This is a genomic window from Tepidiphilus sp. J10 (assembly GCF_006980785.1).
GTDB lineage: Bacteria > Pseudomonadota > Gammaproteobacteria > Burkholderiales > Rhodocyclaceae > Tepidiphilus > Tepidiphilus olei.
Genome location: NZ_SBHP01000001.1, coordinates 570,422 through 588,856, shown reverse-complemented (window position 1 = coordinate 588,856; position 18,435 = coordinate 570,422). Strand labels below are relative to the sequence as shown.

The 18,435-nt window shown below is 65.8% G+C and carries 16 protein-coding genes; 10 read left to right on the top strand and 6 right to left on the bottom strand.

Annotated elements, in window-relative coordinates; all coding sequences use genetic code 11:
* The first annotated feature begins 5 nt into the window (after positions 1-5).
* From mrdA to lipA, 6 genes are read left to right on the top strand one after another with little or no spacing between them, the layout of a single operon-like run.
* Positions 6-1,865: a penicillin-binding protein 2 gene (gene mrdA, locus EPD81_RS02900; RefSeq protein ID WP_185955331.1), complete on the top strand. Its 1,860-nt coding sequence runs from the start codon at positions 6-8 to the stop codon at positions 1,863-1,865.
* Complete coding sequence (rodA, locus tag EPD81_RS02895; protein ID WP_142803903.1) at positions 1,862-3,025, top strand: rod shape-determining protein RodA; 1,164 nt, start codon at positions 1,862-1,864, stop codon at positions 3,023-3,025. Before mrdA ends, rodA begins: the two co-directional genes overlap by 4 nt.
* A complete protein-coding gene (locus tag EPD81_RS02890; protein WP_142803902.1) occupies positions 3,022-4,032 on the top strand; it encodes a septal ring lytic transglycosylase RlpA family protein in 1,011 nt (336 codons plus the stop codon). Before rodA ends, EPD81_RS02890 begins: the two co-directional genes overlap by 4 nt.
* A 49-nt stretch (positions 4,033-4,081) precedes the next feature.
* Entirely contained in the window at positions 4,082-5,224 is a 1,143-nt protein-coding gene (locus EPD81_RS02885; RefSeq protein WP_206673354.1) for a D-alanyl-D-alanine carboxypeptidase family protein, read from the top strand.
* On the top strand, positions 5,206-5,886 hold the full coding sequence (gene lipB / locus EPD81_RS02880) for a lipoyl(octanoyl) transferase LipB (protein WP_221929177.1): 681 nt from the start codon (positions 5,206-5,208) through the stop codon (positions 5,884-5,886). The genes EPD81_RS02885 and lipB overlap by 19 nt, the downstream gene beginning before the upstream one ends.
* Before the next feature lie 12 nt (positions 5,887-5,898).
* Positions 5,899-6,855 (top strand): lipoyl synthase, encoded by a 957-nt coding sequence (lipA, locus tag EPD81_RS02875; RefSeq protein ID WP_142803900.1) that lies wholly within the window; start codon positions 5,899-5,901, stop codon positions 6,853-6,855.
* A gap of 33 nt (positions 6,856-6,888) precedes the next feature.
* Here the strand turns inward: lipA and EPD81_RS02870 are convergent, their stop codons facing one another.
* The gene (locus EPD81_RS02870) at positions 6,889-8,298 is read right to left on the bottom strand and encodes an MFS transporter (RefSeq protein WP_142803899.1); all 1,410 of its coding nucleotides are present in this window, start codon (positions 8,296-8,298) and stop codon (positions 6,889-6,891) included.
* 593 nt (positions 8,299-8,891) lie between these two features.
* Here EPD81_RS02870 and EPD81_RS02860 point away from each other — a divergent pair.
* Entirely contained in the window at positions 8,892-10,862 is a 1,971-nt protein-coding gene (locus EPD81_RS02860) for a UvrD-helicase domain-containing protein (protein WP_142804253.1), read from the top strand.
* Here the strand turns inward: EPD81_RS02860 and dsbD are convergent.
* Positions 10,859-12,700 (bottom strand): protein-disulfide reductase DsbD, encoded by a 1,842-nt coding sequence (gene dsbD, locus EPD81_RS02855; RefSeq protein ID WP_142803898.1) that lies wholly within the window; start codon positions 12,698-12,700, stop codon positions 10,859-10,861. The genes EPD81_RS02860 and dsbD overlap by 4 nt on opposite strands.
* Positions 12,697-13,035 carry a divalent-cation tolerance protein CutA gene (gene cutA / locus EPD81_RS02850; protein WP_142803897.1) on the bottom strand — a complete coding sequence of 113 codons (339 nt, stop codon included), beginning with the start codon at positions 13,033-13,035 and terminating at the stop codon, positions 12,697-12,699. Before cutA ends, dsbD begins: the two co-directional genes overlap by 4 nt.
* Positions 13,036-13,132: 97 nt before the next feature.
* On the opposite strand from cutA, the gene EPD81_RS02845 reads away from it, so the two are divergent.
* Complete coding sequence (locus tag EPD81_RS02845) at positions 13,133-14,446, top strand: hemolysin family protein (RefSeq protein ID WP_142803896.1); 1,314 nt, start codon at positions 13,133-13,135, stop codon at positions 14,444-14,446.
* Between the two features lie 16 nt (positions 14,447-14,462).
* On the opposite strand, the gene EPD81_RS02840 is transcribed toward EPD81_RS02845, so the two are convergent.
* Both EPD81_RS02840 and EPD81_RS02835 read right to left on the bottom strand, forming a co-directional pair.
* Positions 14,463-14,678: a glycine zipper 2TM domain-containing protein gene (locus EPD81_RS02840; protein ID WP_142803895.1), complete on the bottom strand. Its 216-nt coding sequence runs from the start codon at positions 14,676-14,678 to the stop codon at positions 14,463-14,465.
* A 77-nt stretch (positions 14,679-14,755) separates the two neighbouring features.
* On the bottom strand, positions 14,756-15,328 hold the full coding sequence (locus EPD81_RS02835) for a YSC84-related protein (RefSeq protein ID WP_221929176.1): 573 nt from the start codon (positions 15,326-15,328) through the stop codon (positions 14,756-14,758).
* 201 nt (positions 15,329-15,529) lie between these two features.
* Here EPD81_RS02835 and EPD81_RS02830 point away from each other — a divergent pair, with 201 nt between their 5' ends.
* On the top strand, positions 15,530-16,681 hold the full coding sequence (locus tag EPD81_RS02830) for a glycosyltransferase family 1 protein (protein ID WP_142804251.1): 1,152 nt from the start codon (positions 15,530-15,532) through the stop codon (positions 16,679-16,681).
* A complete protein-coding gene (locus EPD81_RS02825; protein WP_142803894.1) occupies positions 16,678-17,493 on the top strand; it encodes a DUF2334 domain-containing protein in 816 nt (271 codons plus the stop codon). The genes EPD81_RS02830 and EPD81_RS02825 overlap by 4 nt, the downstream gene beginning before the upstream one ends.
* Here EPD81_RS02825 and EPD81_RS02820 read toward each other — a convergent pair.
* Complete coding sequence (locus EPD81_RS02820) at positions 17,416-18,435, bottom strand: alpha-hydroxy acid oxidase (RefSeq protein ID WP_185955330.1); 1,020 nt, start codon at positions 18,433-18,435, stop codon at positions 17,416-17,418. The two genes, EPD81_RS02825 and EPD81_RS02820, sit on opposite strands and share 78 nt — an antisense overlap.

The following is an 18,435-nucleotide window of genomic DNA, read 5'->3' as shown; positions in this document are numbered from 1 at the left end:
TGCGTATGCCCAAGAGCGCGTTGGGGGAGGGATCGGAAATCGCGCGTACGCACCGTCGGCTGTGGGTGCTGGTGGTCGTCATGCTGGTCGGTTTCGGTCTGCTGCTCGGACGCATGTACCAGCTGCAGATCGGTGAGCACGAGCGATTTCGTACCCTGGCTGACGACAATCGCCAGGCTTTCGTGCCGATTGCGCCGCATCGCGGGCAGATTTTCGACGTGCGCGGCGAAGCCCTCGCGCGTAACGTGCGCACCTACACCCTGGAACTCGATCCGGCCCAGGTGAAGGATGTCGAAGGGACGATCGCGCGTCTCTCCGAGGTGGTGCGCATCGAGGAGAGTGACCACAAGCGCTTCCTGCGCCAGATGCGTGATCAGCGCGGTCTGGGTAGTGTCGTGATCCGTCAGCATCTCTCCGACGAGGAGGTGGCGCGCTTCGTCGCGAAGAAGTTTGCCTTCCCCGGAGTCGAAGTGCAGGCCAGACTCATTCGGGAGTATCCGCAGGCGGAGGTGACGGCACACGTGGTCGGCTATCTCGGGCGGATCAACGCGCAGGAACAGGAGCGACTCGAGGCCGAGGGGCTGACGGGGATCTATCGGGGTACCGAGAGCATCGGGAAAGAAGGGGTGGAGGCGCAGTACGAACGGCTGCTTCATGGCACCCCGGGTTGGGAATTGTTGGAAGTGAATGCGGCAGGCCGGGCGGTGCGTTTGCTCGGGCGGCAGGAAGCGGTGCGGGGCCGGGATCTGGTGCTGACGATCGACGCGCGACTGCAGCGTTTCGTGCTCGAGGCGTTTGCCGGGCGGCGCGGGGCTTTCGTCGCGCTCGATCCGCGCGACGGAGGCGTGATCGCCATGGTCTCTTCTCCGTCTTTCGACCCGAACCTGTTTCTCGGTGGCTTGACGCAGGCCGACTGGGAACGGCTCGCGCTGAGCGATGATAAACCCCTGTTCAATCGCGCGCTACGCGGTACCTACCCGCCTGGTTCGACCTTCAAGCCCTTCATGGCGATGCTGGGTCTGGCCTCGGGGAGTCGGCAACCGGGCCAGCGCTTCGATCGGCAAGGGATGTTCGAGTACTCCGGCGTGAGACTGTACGACCGCAAGCGGAATTGTCAAAGTGGCGTCGATTTGCACCGGGCGCTGGCTTTCTCTTGCAACGTGTATTTCTACTCGCTGGGCAACGAGCTGGGGATCGATGCCATCAGTGCTTTCATGGAGCAGCTAGGGTTCGGGCGACGTACCGGAATCGACCTGCCGGGAGAGGCGGCAGGCGTGCTGCCCTCGCGCGAGTGGAAAAGGCAGCGATTCAACCAAGCGAATCAGCAGCAGTGGTTTGGTGGCGAAACGCTTTCTACCGCGATCGGCCAGGGGTACAATGCCTACACGCCCTTGAAGATGGCCCACGCCTTGAGCATCCTCGTCAATGGCGGCGTGATACGCAAGCCGCATGTGCTGGCGGCTTCGATCGATCCACTCACGGGGGAGCGTGTTCCCGTCGCCGGTGAAGTGACCGGTTTCGTCAAGCTCGATCCCGCGCACGTCGATGCCGTGCTGCGGGCAATGGTCGATGGCGCGCGCATCGGCACCTCGGCGCGCGCGTTTGCCGGCGCAGCCTATTCCCTGGGCGGGAAAACGGGAACGGCACAGGTATTCTCCCTGCAGGGGCGCAAGTACGACCCCGACGCCACGGACGAAGATCTACTCGATCATTCGTGGTTCATCGCCTTCGCCCCGGCCGAAGAGCCGCGCATCGTCGCCGCGATCATCGTGGAGAACGGAGGGCCGGGAGGCAGGACGGCGGCGCCGCTGATGCGCCAAATATTTGATTATCATTTTTCCGTTGCCGGTGGAAAGGAAAAATGATGAAGAAGGCGTATTGGCTCGTGATGATCGCCCACGCGATGCGACGCTGGGATTTCCCTCTGCTCGTCTGCGTGCTACTGCTCTTTGCCGCCGGGCAAGTGGTGTTGATGAGCGCATCGCCCGAGCGGGTCGGGACCTTGTGGGGGCACCAGGCGCTGGCACTGGCCGCGCTCTTGACGGCGGCGCTGGTCCCGTTTCGCTGGTGGCTGCGCCTGGCCTTGCCGTTGTATCTCCTCGGTGTCCTCCTGCTGCTGGCGGTGCTCCTCTTCGGCGAGACGACCAAAGGGGCTACGCGATGGCTCGACCTGGGGGTGGTTCGCATCCAGCCTTCCGAGCTGATGAAACTGGCGGCGCCGATGATGCTTGCCTGGTATTTTGCGTTGCGACGGCATTCGCTCGCGTGGTGGGATCATGTCGTGGCGCTGATGCTCTTGGCGATTCCCGCAATCTTGATCCTGAAAGAGCCGGACTTGGGTACGACCATCCTCGTGGTGGCGGCCGGGGGATTCGTGCTCTTCTTCGCCGGGTTTTCATGGCGGTTCATCGTGCCGCTCGTGTTGGCCTTGGCCGTCGGGATCGGTGCGCTCCTCGTGCAAGGAGATCGCTGGTGTGCGCCCGGCGTGGAATGGCCAATGCTACACGAATATCAGAGACAGCGCGTGTGCACCTTGCTCGATCCGCACCGGGACCCTCTCGGTAAAGGTTTTCACACGATCCAGGCCACGATCGCCATCGGTTCGGGGGGCGCTTGGGGCAAGGGATGGCGCGAGGGCACGCAATCCCAACTCTCCTTCGTTCCCGAGCGCCACACCGATTTCATTTTTGCGGTGCTTGCCGAGGAGTTCGGATTCTTCGGTGTCGCGCTATTATTGAGTGTATATACCGCGCTGCTGCTGCGCGGTGCGTGGCTCGCCATCAGGAGCCCATCGTGGCCGGGGATGCTGCTGGGCGGCGCGGTGGTGGGGACCACGTTCGTCTATGTCTTCGTGAACGTGGCGATGGTCAGTGGCATGTTGCCGGTGGTAGGAGTGCCTTTGCCCTTCATCAGCTATGGCGGCACGGCTCTGGTGACGCTCGCCACGGGGCTGGGATTGCTCTTGAGTGCAGCGGTCCGATCGGCGCCTCGCGGTGGTTTTTCCGGCCAGCGGAGAGGGGTATGACATCAGGAACGAGATGGCGCGTGACCGGTGTGCTGCTCCTCGTCGCCCTGGGGCTGGCGGCCTGCGGCACTGCTCCACGGACGAAGCGCTCCTCGCTCGTGGAAACGGGGGGCGCCTTGGTCACTGGGGAAGAACCGGTTCCGCGCATCGAACCTTTGCGTCCGGCCAACGCGCGCGCCTACACCGTGCTCGGCCGCACCTATTTTCCCATGACCGATTTCGCTCCCTATCGTGAGATCGGTGTGGCTTCGTGGTACGGCCGTCAGTTCCATGGCCAGCCCACGGCCACGGGGGAGCGCTACGACATGTATTCCTTCACGGCCGCACACAAGACGCTCCCTCTCCCCAGTTATGCTCGAGTGACCAATCTCTCCAACGGCCGTCAGGTGATCGTGCGGGTGAACGATCGCGGCCCTTTCGTGTCTGATCGACTCATCGATCTCTCCTTTGCTGCGGCGGATCGACTCGGTTTCGTCAACCAGGGTACGACCAGCGTGGAGGTGGAGCTGATCCTGCCCGAGGAAATCCGCTTGGCCGAGGCGCGGGGCGAGGCCATACGCGCGCGCGGCGCCGAGGCTGGGCCAGCGCTGGTGGTGGCGCGTGTGCTGTCAGCGCGGTTGCAGGGGGAAGAGCGAACGTCGTCGTCGCGGAACGACGCACCCATCGTCTCCGTGTCGTCGGCTGCGCCAGGGTCTGCGCTCGAGCAGCCAGATTCGAGCAAAGCGGTGGTGGCGATGGAGCCCCTCGAGCCGGTTGCGGACGAACGTCGTTCTCCGGCCCCGGGCTATTATCTCCAGTTGGGCGCTTTTGCCTTGGCCGACAATGCGGATTCCTTCCGGAGGCACGCCGCTACGTTGTTGCCGGAAGTCGATCTGCACGTGATTCCGGCCACGGACAAAATCCGGGTCTGGGTCGGGCCGTTCGCCGACGAGGCGGCGGCGCGCGCGGCGGCCCGGATCGTCACGGCGCGCCTGGGCGGCAGTGCTTTCTTGGTGACCGCCCCCTGAGCCGCCGCGTATAATGGGACGCTTCTCGAAGCGATTCAGGAGTTGGGACGTGAGGTTCGTTCGTTCGATTCAGGTTTGGTGTGTCCTGTTCATCGCGTGTTGGGTCACGGTAGCGCAGGCGGCGGTGCCGCCCATCACGCTCAATGCCCGGCAGTGGGTGTTGATCGATGCCCGCACCGGCGAGGTGCTCGCTAGCAAGGATGCCGATCAGCCGGCCGAGCCGGCTTCCATCACCAAACTCATGACCGCCTATGTCGTGTTCGGCGCACTGCGTGACGGGCGGCTCGAGCTGGAGCAGCAAATTCCAGTGTCCACGACGGCGTGGAAGATGGGGGGCTCGCGCATGTTCATCGACCCCAAGATGACGCCTACGGTGGAAGAGCTGCTGCGCGGCATGATCATCCAGTCGGGGAACGACGCTTCCGTGGCCCTGGCCGAGGCGGTCGCCGGCAGCGAAGAGGCTTTTACCGCCCTCATGAACGATGCGGCGAAGAAACTCGGCCTGAAGAACTCGCATTTCATGAATTCGACCGGCATGCCCGATCCGCAGCACTACATGAGTGCGCACGACATCGCGCTCCTCGCGCGTGCCATCATCGAAGAGTTTCCGCAGTTCTACGCCCTCTATTCGGAAAAGGAGTACGTTTTCAACGGCATCCGTCAGCCCAACCGTAATCGCCTGCTTTGGCTCGATCCCAGCGTCGATGGGATCAAGACCGGGCATACCTCCTCTGCCGGCTATTGCCTGGCTTCCTCGGCTCGGCGCGAGGGACGGCGGCTCATCGCCGTGGTGCTGGGCGCGCCCTCCGACGAGGTGCGGGTGCAGGAGTCGCTGAAGCTGCTCAATTACGGCTTCCAGTTCTTCGACGCCGTCAAACTCTACGACGCCAACCAGGCGGTAGCCACGCTGCGCGTATGGAAAGGGGCCAAGCGCGAGATTCCGGTGGGCTTTACCACCGACGTGGTGCTGACCCTGCCGCGTGAAGACGTCAAGCACGCCGAGGCGCGCTTCATCGGCGAGGAGCCGCTCCTCGCGCCGGTGAGCAAGGGGCAGCCGGTGGGCAAGGTAGAAGTGAGCGTCGAGGGCAAACCGCTCACCACGCTCACGGCGGTGGCGCTCGACGACGTGCCGCAAGCGGGCTGGTTCGGTCGTGCCTGGGATGCGCTGGTGTTGTGGATCAAGAGCTGGTGAGCTGCACGCCGGTTTTCTGGCTCGACCGGCAGCCTTACGAGCCGGTGTGGCGCGCAATGCAGCGCGCCACCGCCGAGCGCGGGCCTGATACCCTCGACCGGCTGTGGTGCCTCGAACACGAGCCGGTTTATACCCTGGGGCTCGCCGGCCGTCCCGAGCACCTGCTGCCCCAGGGGCGGGCCACGGGCATTCCTCTGGTGCACATCGACCGCGGCGGCCAAATCACCTACCATGGGCCGGGTCAGCTCGTCGTTTATTTCCTCCTCGACCTGCGCCGCCGGCGCTCGAGCGTGCGCGCTCTGGTGCATCACATCGAACAGAGCGTGATCGACCTGCTCGCCAGCTGCGGGCTGCAAGGTGAACGGCGCGAGGGGGCGCCCGGGGTCTACCTTGCCGGCGCCAAGATTGCCGCGCTGGGGCTACGGGTGAAGAATGGCTGCACGTACCACGGACTTTCGCTCAACGTGGACCTCGACCTCTCGCCTTTTGCCGGCATCAACCCCTGTGGCCATGCGGGGCTCGCCACCACCCGCCTGCGCGATCATGGCCTCGATTGGAGCGTGCGCGAGACCGCCGAGCGGCTGCTCGATCCGCTGCAGACCTGGCTCGGGCCGCTTGCCTGGAGCGAAACTCCCGATCCCTGGGCCCCGCCCTCTCCCTGAAAGGAGCCGATCATGGACCGACCCGTCGATGCACCCGAGAAAGCCCGTGGCGCCCAGAAGACCGCCCGTATCCCGATCAAAATCGTCCCCAAGACGCCGCTGCCCAAACCCGAGTGGATCCGCGTGCGCCTGGCCGGGGGTGAAGAGGCCGAGCGCTTCCAGCAAATCAAGGCCACTTTGCGCGCCCATCAGCTGCACACCGTGTGTGAGGAAGCCTCCTGCCCCAACATCCACGAGTGTTTCGGCAAGGGCACGGCCACCTTCATGATCCTGGGCGACGTCTGCACGCGCCGCTGCCCCTTCTGCGACGTGGCCCACGGCAAGCCCTTGCCGCCGGATCCGGCCGAACCCGAGCATCTCGCGCACACGGTGGCGGCCATGCGCCTGCGCTACGTGGTCATCACCAGCGTCGACCGCGACGATCTGCGCGACGGCGGCGCGGCGCACTTCGCCGCCTGCATCCGCGCCGTGCGTGCACACTCGCCTTCCACCCGCATCGAAGTGCTGGTGCCGGACTTCCGCGGCCGGCTGGAGGCGGCGCTGGAAGCCTTCGCCCAGGATCTGCCCGACGTGATGAACCACAACCTGGAAACCGTGCCCCGGCTCTACCGCCAGGCGCGGCCCGGGGCCGACTATGCCCATTCCTTGCGGCTGTTGGCGGAATTCAAGGCGCGCCATCCCGAGGTGGCGACCAAGTCTGGCCTGATGGTCGGGTTGGGCGAAACCGACGAGGAGATCGTGCAGGTGATGCGCGACCTGCGGGCGCACGGCTGCGACATGCTCACCATCGGCCAGTACCTGCAGCCTTCGTCCGGACACCTGCCGGTGGAGCGTTACGTTCCACCCGAGACCTTCGCCGCCTTCGAGCGCGAGGCACTCGCGCTGGGGTTCAGGCACGCTGCCTGCGGGCCGCTCGTGCGTTCCTCCTACTGGGCCGATCGTCAGGCGCACGAGGCCGGCGTGGCCTGAGTCGCGCCGTTTCCGTCGGTTTTTCCCATCCGATCAGGAGGGGCGAGCGGTCGCCCCGGGGGCCTCGTTGCCGGTTTCACGGTTCGAGCGCTCGGCATCGGTTTCCTCGGAACTGCTGGATGGGGCGCCTTCGGTCGTTTGCGCGTTTTCTCGAGCGTCGGCGATCTCTTCTTCCGTCGAGGGGGAGTCTGCCCGGGGGATGGGTGTGTCCTGCATCTGGGCGGGTTCCGCTTCGGCCATCAGTTCGAGGACGGCGGGCGAAGTACGTACCATGGGTTTGAAGTGCGCCGGTTCTTCGACGATCACGTCCATGCTGCGGCGGTACTGCAGTGCGGCGAGCACCGTCATCGGCAAGAGGGCCACCGCGAGGAAGGCCGGGAAAGCGTTCGGCCCGAAATCCGTCATGGCCCAGCCGGCCAGCGAGGGGCCCAGCGCCGCGGCGATGCCATGCAACATCAGCAAAGCCGTGTTGCCTGCGAGAATCTCGTCGCGGTGCAGATGATCGACCAGATGCGCGACCACGATGGGATAGACGGCGAGCAGGAAGAGACCGAAGATCGGCCCCATCATCAAGAGGGGCAATTTCAGACTGGGTGCGAGCGCCAGCAGGCAGGCCGTGATGCAGGCCAGCCCTCCGACCCAGGCCAAGGTGAGGCGGCGATCGAAACGGTCCGAAAGCCAACCGATGGGCCACTGGAACAGGGCGCCCGCTAGGATGGTGAGCGAGAGAAAAGTGCCGATTTCGGCATTGCCCAAACCCAAACGGTTGAGGTAGGCTGCGGAGAGGGTCCAGAATGAACCCATCGCCAAGCCGGAGGAGACGGCTCCCATGGCCGCGACCGGGGCGCTCAACCACAGGCGGCGCAGGGACATTCGCGCCACTTCGACGATGGCCGGTGGCTGTAAGCGTGTGGCCGTCACGGGCAAGATCGCCAGCACCGCGAAGATGGCCGAGACCGCGAACAGGTTGAAGACGCCCGGGCTATTCCAGCGCAGGAAAAGCTGGGCACAGCCAAGCGCCACGAGATTGACGATCATGTAGACGGCGAATATGAAGCCCCGTCGCTCGGGTGGGGCACTCCCTCCGAGCCAGCTCTCGATCACGGCATAGAAACCGACGATGGACACGCCAGTGAGGAAGCGCAGCACGATCCAAATTTCGGCATGTACGTAAAGCAGGTGCAGGAGCACGCAGGCGGTGATCGTCGCGCAGAAAAAAGCAAAGGCCCGGATGTGTCCCATGCGCCGGATGAGGTAAGGGGTGATCCAGGTGCCGGCGAAGAACCCCACGAAATAGCTCGACCCCATCAGCCCCAGCAGTTGATCGCTGAACCCCTCGAGCCCTCCACGCAATGCGATGAGAGAGTTGAGTAGCCCCGTACCGAGCAGTAACGAGGCCACCCCGAGCATCAGAGCGGTAATGGGAAACAGAATGCTACGCATGGAGCCTCCCGCAAGGGTCGCAAAAAAGCGAAGGCGGCAGGGATCGGTGCGCCGCCCTCGTCGTGCTAAGGAAACGCTGAATAATTGGCTGCGCGGGCGAATCGCTGCGTTGCGCGGTGCTCGCTCCCTCGCCTATCCACTCGATATGTCTCGGTCGCTGCGCTCCGTGCGCCTTGCGCTTCATCCCGCTCGCTCATTTCTTCAGCGTTTCCCTAAGGATAGCCTGTCCTGCGGTGCAGCGCAAACCGGCCAACGGGAGGATCCTCTGCATGACGCGCTGCGCGTTTGCGTTCTCCTGCGCCTACTCGGAGAGATGCCTTGAATTCGGTACGCCGGGTGCCTTGCCATGTGATTGCGCACGATGATTTCGTACGAGAGGCGCAGAGCAGTAAGGCGGCGCCAGCCCACGAGGGTACAATCTCACGGGAGCCCTAAATGGCCCTTTGCGCGCCTGCACGGCGTCGCGTACGGTATTCGGTTGCCCGCTCGTACCCTCGATGGGTGTTGTATCCCGTGCCCGGAGCGCCTCGTCCTTCGGCCGGGCGTGACGGTTTTTTTGCAGTCTCCCGATGGACCCTCATTTTTCCGTGCTCATGTCTTTGAATGCCGAACAGCGAAGCGCGATCACCCACCTCGACGGCCCCTGCCTGGTGCTCGCCGGGGCCGGTAGCGGCAAGACGCGCGTCATCACGCACAAGATCGCCCACCTCATCCAAAAGGTGGGGCTCGCCCCCCGGCACATCGCCGCCATCACCTTCACCAACAAAGCCGCCCGCGAGATGCAGGAACGCGTGGCGGCGCTCCTGGGAGGGCGGCTCCCCGGCGGGCTCACCGTGAGCACTTTCCATGCGCTCGGCGTGCGCCTGCTGCGCGAAGAGGCGCCGCACCTCGGGCTCAAACCGCGCTTCTCCATCCTCGACCCGGCCGACGCGCAGAACGTACTCGCCGAACTTCTGCCTGCGGCCGAGCGCGGCATCGTGCGCCAGCTGCACTGGCGCATCTCGCAATGGAAGAACGCAGCGATCGAACCGGAGGAGGCCGAGCAGCTCGCCGGCGACGAGCTCGCCGCCGCCGCAGCCGCTGCCTACCGCGACTACGAACGCACGCTGCGCGCCTACCACGCCGTCGACTTCGACGACCTGATCCTGCTGCCCCTGCGCCTGCTGCGGCGCGAGGCCGAGGTGCGCGAGCGCTGGCAGAACCGGCTGCGTTACCTCCTCGTCGATGAATACCAGGACACCAACCGCACCCAGTACGAGCTCCTGAAGCTGCTCGCCGGGCCGCGCGAAGCCTTCACCGCCGTGGGCGACGATGATCAGGCGATCTACGGCTGGCGCGGCGCCGACGTCGAGAACCTGCGGCTGCTCGCGCAGGATTACCCCCGGCTGCGCGTCATCAAGCTGGAGCAGAACTACCGCTCCAGCCGCCGCATCCTCGTCGCCGCCAACGCTCTGATCGCGCACAACGACAAGCTCTTCGACAAGCGTCTGTGGTCCGAGCACGGCGAGGGCGAACCGGTCAGCGTATACGCCTGTCGGGATCCCGAACACGAGGCCGAATGGGTGGCGGCGCGGCTCGACGCCCACCGCTTCCAGCACCGCGGCCGCTGGCGCGACTATGCCATCCTCTATCGCAGCAACCACCAGGGGCGGCTCTTCGAGCAAGCCCTGCGCCAGCACAAGATCCCCTATACCCTCACCGGGGGGCAATCCTACTTCGACCGCGTCGAGATCCGCGACGTCATGGCCTACCTGCGGCTACTGCTCAACGAGGACGACGACCCGGCCTTCGTGCGCGCCATCACCACGCCGCGGCGCGGCATCGGCCCGGCGAGCATCGAGGCCCTGTCGCGTTACGCCGGCCTGCGTCACCTGAGCCTGTCGGCAGCGCTGCGCGAGGAGGGCGCGGCGGCGCACGTGCCGGCCGCGGCGCTGCAGACCCTGCGTACCTTCGCCGAATTCCTCGATCGGCTCCGCTGGCGGGCCGAACGCGAGCCTGCCGCCCGACTCCTCGAAGAGCTGCTTGCGGCGATCGACCTCGAAGGCTGGTATCTGACGCACGGCGAGGCGCGTGAGGCCGAGACCCGGGCGCGCTCGCTGCGCGACTTTGCCGCCTGGGTGGGACGCAAGGGCGAGGACGAAGGAAAGACGCTGCTCGAGCTCGCGCAGACGCTCAATCTCGTCGCCCGGCTCGACGACGGCGAGGACGATGCCGACGCGGTGCAGCTCGCCACCCTGCACGCGGCCAAGGGGCTGGAATTCAAGCACGTCTTCCTCGTCGGCGTGGAAGAGGGGATCCTGCCGCATCAGGCGAGCCTCGAGGAGGAACGTCTTGATGAAGAACGCCGGCTGATGTACGTGGGCATCACGCGCGCGCAGCGCAGCCTGACGATCACCTGGTGTGAGCGCCGGCGTGAGGGCAAGGAGTGGCGCAGCGTGGAGCCCTCGCGTTTCATCGCCGAGATGGGCGAGGGGGTGCAGATGCGGCGGCGCGACGAACCCGTGGCCAAGGAAGACGCCAAGGCGCGGCTTGCGCGCTTGCGCGCGATGCTCGAAGGCGGCTAACGCCCCAGCCAGCGCTCGAATCGCGGCAGCAATTCATCGGGGCCGAGGTAGCCTGCCACGCGCAACTCGCTATGCTCTTCTCCTCCGGGCGCGAAGAAGAGCAGGGCCGGCGGGCCGAAGAGTTCGAAACGGCGCAACAGCGCGCGGGCGGATTCGTCGGCGGCGGTTACGTCCGCGCCGAGGCGGGTCACGTCGGCGAGGTGCGGGCGCAGGCGAGGGTCTTCGAGGGCGCGCTCCAGTTCCAGGCAGGAGATGCACCAGTCGGCCCGCACGTCGACCAGCACGGGGCGATCGCTCGCGCGCACCGCCGACTCCAGCTCGGCGAGCGTGCGCACGGTGGGAACCGGCTGCGCCGGCGCCGAGGCGGAAGAGGCAGCCGAGAGGCGCAGCGCGAGCGGCTGCAAGGGATCACGCGCCCCGCCCAACAGCCCCACCAGGGCGACGATGCCGTAGGTGGCAAGCGCAAGGCCCAGGGCCTTACCCAGGCGCCGCATGGCCGGCGCTTGCGGTGGCAGCGGATCGAGCGCATGCAGGAAGACGCTGGTGCCCAGCGCGAGCAGGGCCCAGCCGAGCAGCCATAGCCAATCCGGCGCCACCGGCCGCACGATCCACCAAGCGAGCGCCAGCATCAGCACGCCGAAGATGCGCTTCACGCCTTTGAGCCAGGGTCCGGAGCGCGGCAGCAGCTCACGCGCGCCCAAGCCCACCGCCACGAGTGGAGCCCCCATCCCCAATCCCAGGGCGAAGAGCGCCCAGCCTCCGAGCCAGGCGTCCCCCGTGCGGGCGATGTAGAGCAGCGCGCCCGCGAGCGGCGCGGCCACGCAGGGGCCGACTACCAGCGCCGAGATCGCCCCCATGAAGGCCACCCCGAGATAACGCCCGCCCGGCAGCCGCCCGGCGGCGGCATCGAGCCGGGTCTGCCAGGAGGACGGCAGCTGCAGCTCGTAGAGGCCGAACATCGATAGGGCGAGCAGCACGAACACCAGCGCAAAGCCTCCCAGCACCCAGGGCGTCTGCAGGGCGGCCGAGAGCATCGTGCCCGACAGCCCCGCGAGCGCCCCCGCGAGGGCATAGACGGCGGCCATGGCCAGGACGTAGGCGAGCGACAGGCCGAACGCCCGTCCGCGCGAGACGTGCTCCTTGCTTCCAACGATGATGCCCGAGATGATGGGGATCATGGGGAAGGTGCAGGGCGTGAAGGCGAGCAACAGCCCCAGGCCGAAAAACGTGGCGAGCATGGGCGCCCAGTGGCTGCCGGCGAGCGCTTGTGCCAGCCGCCCGCTCTCGTCGCCCGGCAGCGGGCTCGAAGGTGGCGTGGACTCCGCTGCGATCGAGGCCGAAGCCTGGGTTGGCGTGGAGGCGGGCGTGACACCACGCAGACGCTGCAACAAGCTGGGGGCGGGCGGGGTGGCGGCCACTTCGAGGTCGGAGATCACTGGTGGGTAGCAGATTCCCCCGTCCCAGCAGCCTTGATGGGTGATACGCAGGCGCTGTGGCGCCTCGCCTTCGTATCTCAGCGGCAAGCCGAGTCGGTTACGGAAGATCTGAACGTCGCCAAAGAACTCGTCCTGCTTCGATTCGCCCGGTGGCAGTTCGGGCAAGAGGCGGGTTTCTCGCGGGGAGAGGACGGTGAATCTCAGTTTGTCCCGGTAGAGATAATAGCCCTCGCGAATCGTGAATTCGACGACGATCGTGCCGTTTTCTGCACGGTAAGCGTGGGGCACGAAGGCTTCTTCCGGTGGAACGGGGTCGGCGGCGCGACCCGGGAGCGGCGCGAGCAGGAAGACGAGAGACAGCAGGAAAAACGGCAGGCGTAACCGAGAACGAAGACGGCTCATGCGGGATCCTCGGGCGGGTTGAGGGTTTCCGTGGCGACCCACTCCAGATAGGCAGGCAGGCCCGCCGACACTGAGACCGCGATGATTTCCGGGAGTTCATAAGGATGCAAGGCGCGTAAACGTTCCTGTAGTGCGCGATGGCGTGCCGCCGCGGTTTTGATGAGCAGCAGCGTCTCCGCGTCTTCCTGTACCGTGCCCTGCCAGCGGTAAAAGGACGTCAAGCCCGGCACGAGGTTCACACAGGCAGCCAGCCGCTCTTCGACCAGGGTTCGGGCGAGCGAGCGCGCGGTATTGAGGTCGGGGACCGTGCAATATACGAGCAGGATCGAATCCATCGACGTTGCTCCCTCTGCGTAAAAGTCCCATTATATCCATCGGGTCGCGACGGACTTCCTCGCTATAATGAGGAAGTCTCGGACGAAAAAAACCAACATGTCGATCCTTGTCGCCCTCTTGGCGCTCGTGCTCACGAGTGCTTTCTTTTCCATGTCGGAGATATCGCTCGCGGCGTCGCGCCGCTTGCGCCTCGAGATGCTGGCCAAGCAAGGAGACGTCAGGGCCCAGCGGGTGTTGACGCTCCAGGATCAGCCGGGGCACTATTTCACGGTGGTGCAGATCGGCCTCAATGCGGTTGCGATCCTCGGCGGTGCGGTGGGAGAGTCTTCCGTCACGCCTTGGCTCGAACCGTTCGTGGCGCTCTTGTTGCCGCCGGAGTATGTCCGCTCCGTCGCCTCTTCCCTTGCGTTTCTTGGTGTCACGTTGCTCTTCGTCGTGTTCGCCGACCTGGTGCCGAAACGCCTCGCGCTACTCGCGCCCGAGCGCATCGCGCTGGTGGCGGCCCCGCCGATGACGCTGCTCGTGCGCCTGCTCCATCCCCTGGTGTGGATGATCGACGCCCTCGCTTCCTGGGTGCTGCGCCTGGCCGGAGCGCCGGAACGCCGGCGCGAGGAGGTCACCGTCGATGAAATCGTGGCGCTGGCCGACGCCGCCACGCGTGCCGGAACGCTGCTCGCCGAGGAGCAGAAACTGGTGACCCGTGTTTTCGAGCTCGACGAGCGCACCGTGCGTACCGCCATGGTGCCGCGCGACGAGATCGTCTATCTTTTGGTTGGTGAGCCCGAGGAAAACATTCGGCAGAAGTTGCGCAACCACCCCCACGGCAAGTTTCCCGTGTGTGACGGCTCGCTCGACCGTCCTGTGGGCTACGTGGACACGCGCGATCTGTTCCTCTCCATCATCGACGGAGAAAAAGTCTCGCTGACCGCCGAGATGGTGGTGCGGGATTTGTTGGTCTTCCCGGATACGCTCACGCTGCTCGAGGCGCTGCAGCGCTTTCGCAGTGCCGGGCAAGATTTCGCGCTCATTGTCAACGAATATGCCATAGTTGTGGGTTTGCTCACGCTTCGCGACGTGATGGACACGGTGGTCGCGGTCGATCCCGTCGTGGGGCGCGAAGAGATGATCGTTCGGCGTGACGCCGATTCCTGGTTGCTCGATGGGCTCACCCCGATCGCCGAGGTGGCCGAGGTGCTCGGAATCGACGGGTTCGAAGGATCGGAACACTTCGAGACCATCGCCGGGTTCATGATGTATCACTTGCGCAAGGTACCCAAGCGCACCGATGCGCTCGAATACAAAGGCTACCGTTTCGAAGTGGTCGATATCGACAACTACCGCATCGACCAATTGCTGGTGACCCGCCTCTCCGCTCCCACGGGAACGGAGACGACGGGCGATGGCGGCTAGCGCTGCGTCGCTCGAATCACTTGCCGAGCTGATCGCCGATGACGCCCCCAATGGCGGCACCTCCGACCGTGCCGAGCAGGTGCCCGTCCGAAACGGCCGCACCGACGACGCCGCCCAAGGCAGCACCCCCTACCGCGGCCTTTTCTCGGGACGACATGTTGTCCCACGTGGCACAACCACTCAGCAGACTCAGGGTGAATGCGGTGAGCGCGAGAAGGAAAATCCGTTTCATGGTCGCTCCTGTTCGTGATTTACATATTTCATTATGCCATGCATGACGCATGGAACGTGTTTCGGAATGTCAATGGATCAGGGGTGCTCGATGCGCGTGATTTTCGTGCCTTCGATGTTGATGCCGCCCATGAGCCCCTGCTGGTCGAAGATGAAGGCATAGGCGTCGTCGCGCAGCGTGGTGGTGGAGAGGTTCGCTGCGACTCCGGTATCCACCAAGGTGACGTTCGGACCGGAACCCAACTCCCAGCCTTGGCTCTCTTCAAGGTATTTCAGAGCCTTGTCGTTCATCAGGAACAGGGCGTAGCCGTACGATTGAGCGCCGAGCTGCAAGCCCCAGGAAGCGGAGACCGAATTATAAAATCCCCGTACCTTGCCATCGACGAAAAGTACGCCTTCACCATAGCTGCCGCCGAAGACGAGGCCTGCTTTGATGATGTTGGGGAACACCAGCACGCCTTTGGCCGACTTGGCGATGGCGTCTGCCGATGGGTTGATTTTGCGTAGCGTGGCCAGAGCTTGCTGGGCATCGCGGATCAGTTCTTCTTGTGACGTGGCTGCGTGGGCTCGTGGCAGGAGTAGCACGAGACTCATCGCGATCAGTAGTACGTAGAACCAAGCGCGGTGAAACGATCGGTCGAACGGGATCATCGTTTTTCTCCTCGAGACGAAAAGACGTTCGTATGAACCAGGTTAGTCTGCGGATCCAGGAAGATCAATCGTTGGCATCGGCCAAAAAAGAAACAAGGTGTTTACGGGATGCTTTTGCCGCTGCGAGAGATCCTGCAGGGGGTGGCAGGCAAGAGGCGGCAGCGCTACACTGATAGAACTTTCTTGCCGACCGGACGATTCATGCATATTGCCGACGTCACAATGTTCTACGCGGAAGCGAGCGGGGGCGTACGGACGTATCTGGAGTCGAAGCGACGTTTTCTTTCTTCGATCGAGGGGGTGCGGCATACCCTGGTGGTGCCGGGAGCAGAAGATCGCTCCGCACCCGGCTGCGAGATGATCTCGGCCTGGCCCATCCCTTTCTCCACCGGTTATCGCTTCCCCTTGCGCCCTGGGCCGTGGGGGGAGCGTCTCGTTGCCTTGGCGCCCGACGTGATCGAGGCGGGAGACCCCTACGTTCCTGCCTGGGCAGCGCTGGCCGCGGGGGAGCGGCTGGGCGTACCCGTGATCGGTTTTTACCATTCGGATCTCCCCCGCCTCGTCGAGCGACGATTCGGGCGAACCTGGGGGCAGGCGGCGGCCGCCTATGTGCGTCATCTCTACCGGCGATTCGACCGGGTGCTCACGCCCAGCCGCACCATGGTGGAGCATCTGGCGGCGCTCGGCGTGGAGGGCGCGATCGCCCAGCCCTTGGGCGTCGACACGGCCGCGTTCTCGCCGGCGCGGCGCGACCCCGCTCTGCGCGCCGAGTTGGGTATCCCTCAAGCGCGCTGCCTCATGGTCTTCGCCGGTCGCGGCTCGCGCGAGAAGAATCTCGACGTGCTGCTTGCGGCGGCGCGGCTCTTGGGCGAGGATTTTCATCTGCTGCTCGTGGGCAGCGCCATGCCGCGGCGGGTGCCGGAGAACGTGACGGTGGTTGATCGCTTCGTCGGTCGTGAAGACGTCGCCCGTATTCTTGCCAGTGCCGATCTGCTCGTTCATGCCGGCAATCAGGAGACCTTCGGCCTGGTGGTGCTCGAGGCGATGGCAAGCGGCATCCCCGTGGTCGGTGTGGCCGGCGGGGCCGTGTCCGAACTGGTGCCGCCCGAGGCCGGCCGGATCGCTCCGCGTCTGGATGCGGCGGTGTTTGCGCAGACGGTGCGTGAGTTTGTCCGTGAGGTCGATCTCGAAGAGGCTGGGCGGCAGGCGCGCGCCTGGGTAGAGCGCCGTTATGCCTGGCCGGCGGTACTGCCCGGACTGCTGGAGCACTACCGTGCCCTGTGCGGCGTACCCTCGCTGCTGCCGGTGCCGGTGGCTGCGGAAGTGGCCGATGCCTGGCAGGGGGGGCGATGAAGGCGCTCTTCTCGGTCGTGCTGCACGACGTGGCGCCGGCCACTTGGCCGCTTTATGCCGACTTTGCCGCGCGTGCGACGGCGCTGGGTGTGCCATTGACCCTCTTGGTGGTGCCCGACTACCACGGGCAGGGGACGTTCGAGCGGGACCCCCGTTTCTGTGCCACGATCGAGCGGGAACTGGCCCGCGGCGGCGAGGCGGTGTTGCACGGGTATTACCACGCCGACGAGCTGCCCTGCCATGGGCCGATCGACTTCGTGCGCCGGCGCCTCTTTACCCACGAGGGGGAATTCGCGGCGATCTCCGAGCAAGAGGCGCTGGCACGGCTCGAGCAGGGCCTCGCGCTCTTCGCGCGCCTGGGCTGGCCGGTGGAAGGGTTCGTCGCGCCGGGTTGGCTTCTGGGAGAAGGCGCCTGGCGCGCGCTTGCGCGCACGTCTTTGCGCTATACCAGTTCGCCGCGGCGGGTGTATGGGCGCGCGGGCGAGGAGTGGCACCCGGTCGAAGCGCCGAGTCTCGTGTGGAGCGCCCGCAGCGGCTGGCGGCGGCTCGTCTCGCAGGTGGTCAATGAGCGTTGGTTGAGGCGCAGCGCGAGCCGTCCTTGGCTGCGCCTGGGACTGCATCCAGTGGATATGCGCCACGAGCGCTCTCGCCGTTTCTGGGAGCGGGCGATGCTCGCGCTGCTGGCCGAACGGACGCCGTGCACCAAGGGCGAAGCGCTTCGCAATCTGGCGCCGTTACAGCAGGGCGGCGACGGCGGCGTACTCGTCGCGCAGCAGCCGAAGGCAGCGGGCGACGCCGTGCGCGCCCTCTAGGGCAAGCGCTGCCACGTAGGGGCGGCCGACGAGCACGGCCGACGCGCCCAGTGCCAAGGCTTTGGCGACGTCACTGCCGCGGCGCACGCCGCCATCGAAGAGGACCGTCATCCGTTTGCCCGTGGCTCGTGCGAGCGGGGCAAGCCGTGCAAGGCTCGCGGGGGCGGCGTCGAAGGTGCGCCCGCCGTGATTGGAGACGACGAGGCCGTCGTAACCCAGCCGCGCCAATGCGTCGGCGTCTTCTTCGTGCAGCACGCCTTTGGCAAGGAGGGGCTGCCGCACGTGATCGCGTAGCCAGGCGAGATCGTCATGCGTCGGAGCGAGGGCGAGGAGGGCCGCCAGTTCGTGCGTGCGCTGCGTCGGCGCCTGCGCTTCGAGGTTGGCTGGCGCCGCCCGCGGCGGCAGGCGAAAACCGCTGCGCCACAGCCGCCAGCGCAAGCCTCCGATGGGCGCATCCAGGGTGATCATCCAGGCTTCGGGGCGCAGCGCCGCGGCGCGCTCGATGAGCCGCTCGGTGGCGGCACGATCGCCCTGCCAGTAGATCTGGAACCACAGTGCTTCGTCTTCGGCGAGCTGGCGCAGTTGCGGCCAGGGGGTGCTCGCCAGGCTGGAGACGATGGGCGTGACGCCTTGCGCCAGCGCGGCGAGGACGCTCGCCGCTTCGCCGTCGGGATGGAAGAGGCGCTGATGGGCGATCGGCGCGAGTAGCAGCGGCGAGGCGTGGCGCCGGCCGAAGAGGGTCGGGCCGCCCGGTGGGGTAAAAGGAGTGTCGCGCACGAAACGGGGAATGAGGGTGGCGGCATCGAGCGCCTCGCGGTTGCGCCGCGCCGCCAGTTCCGCCTCGGCCCCGCCGAAGAGGTAGGCGGCGACGTCCGGCGGCAGCCGCTGCTGCGCCAGTTCGAGGTAGTCTTCGGCGCATACGGGCGCAGGAGTGTCGGACAC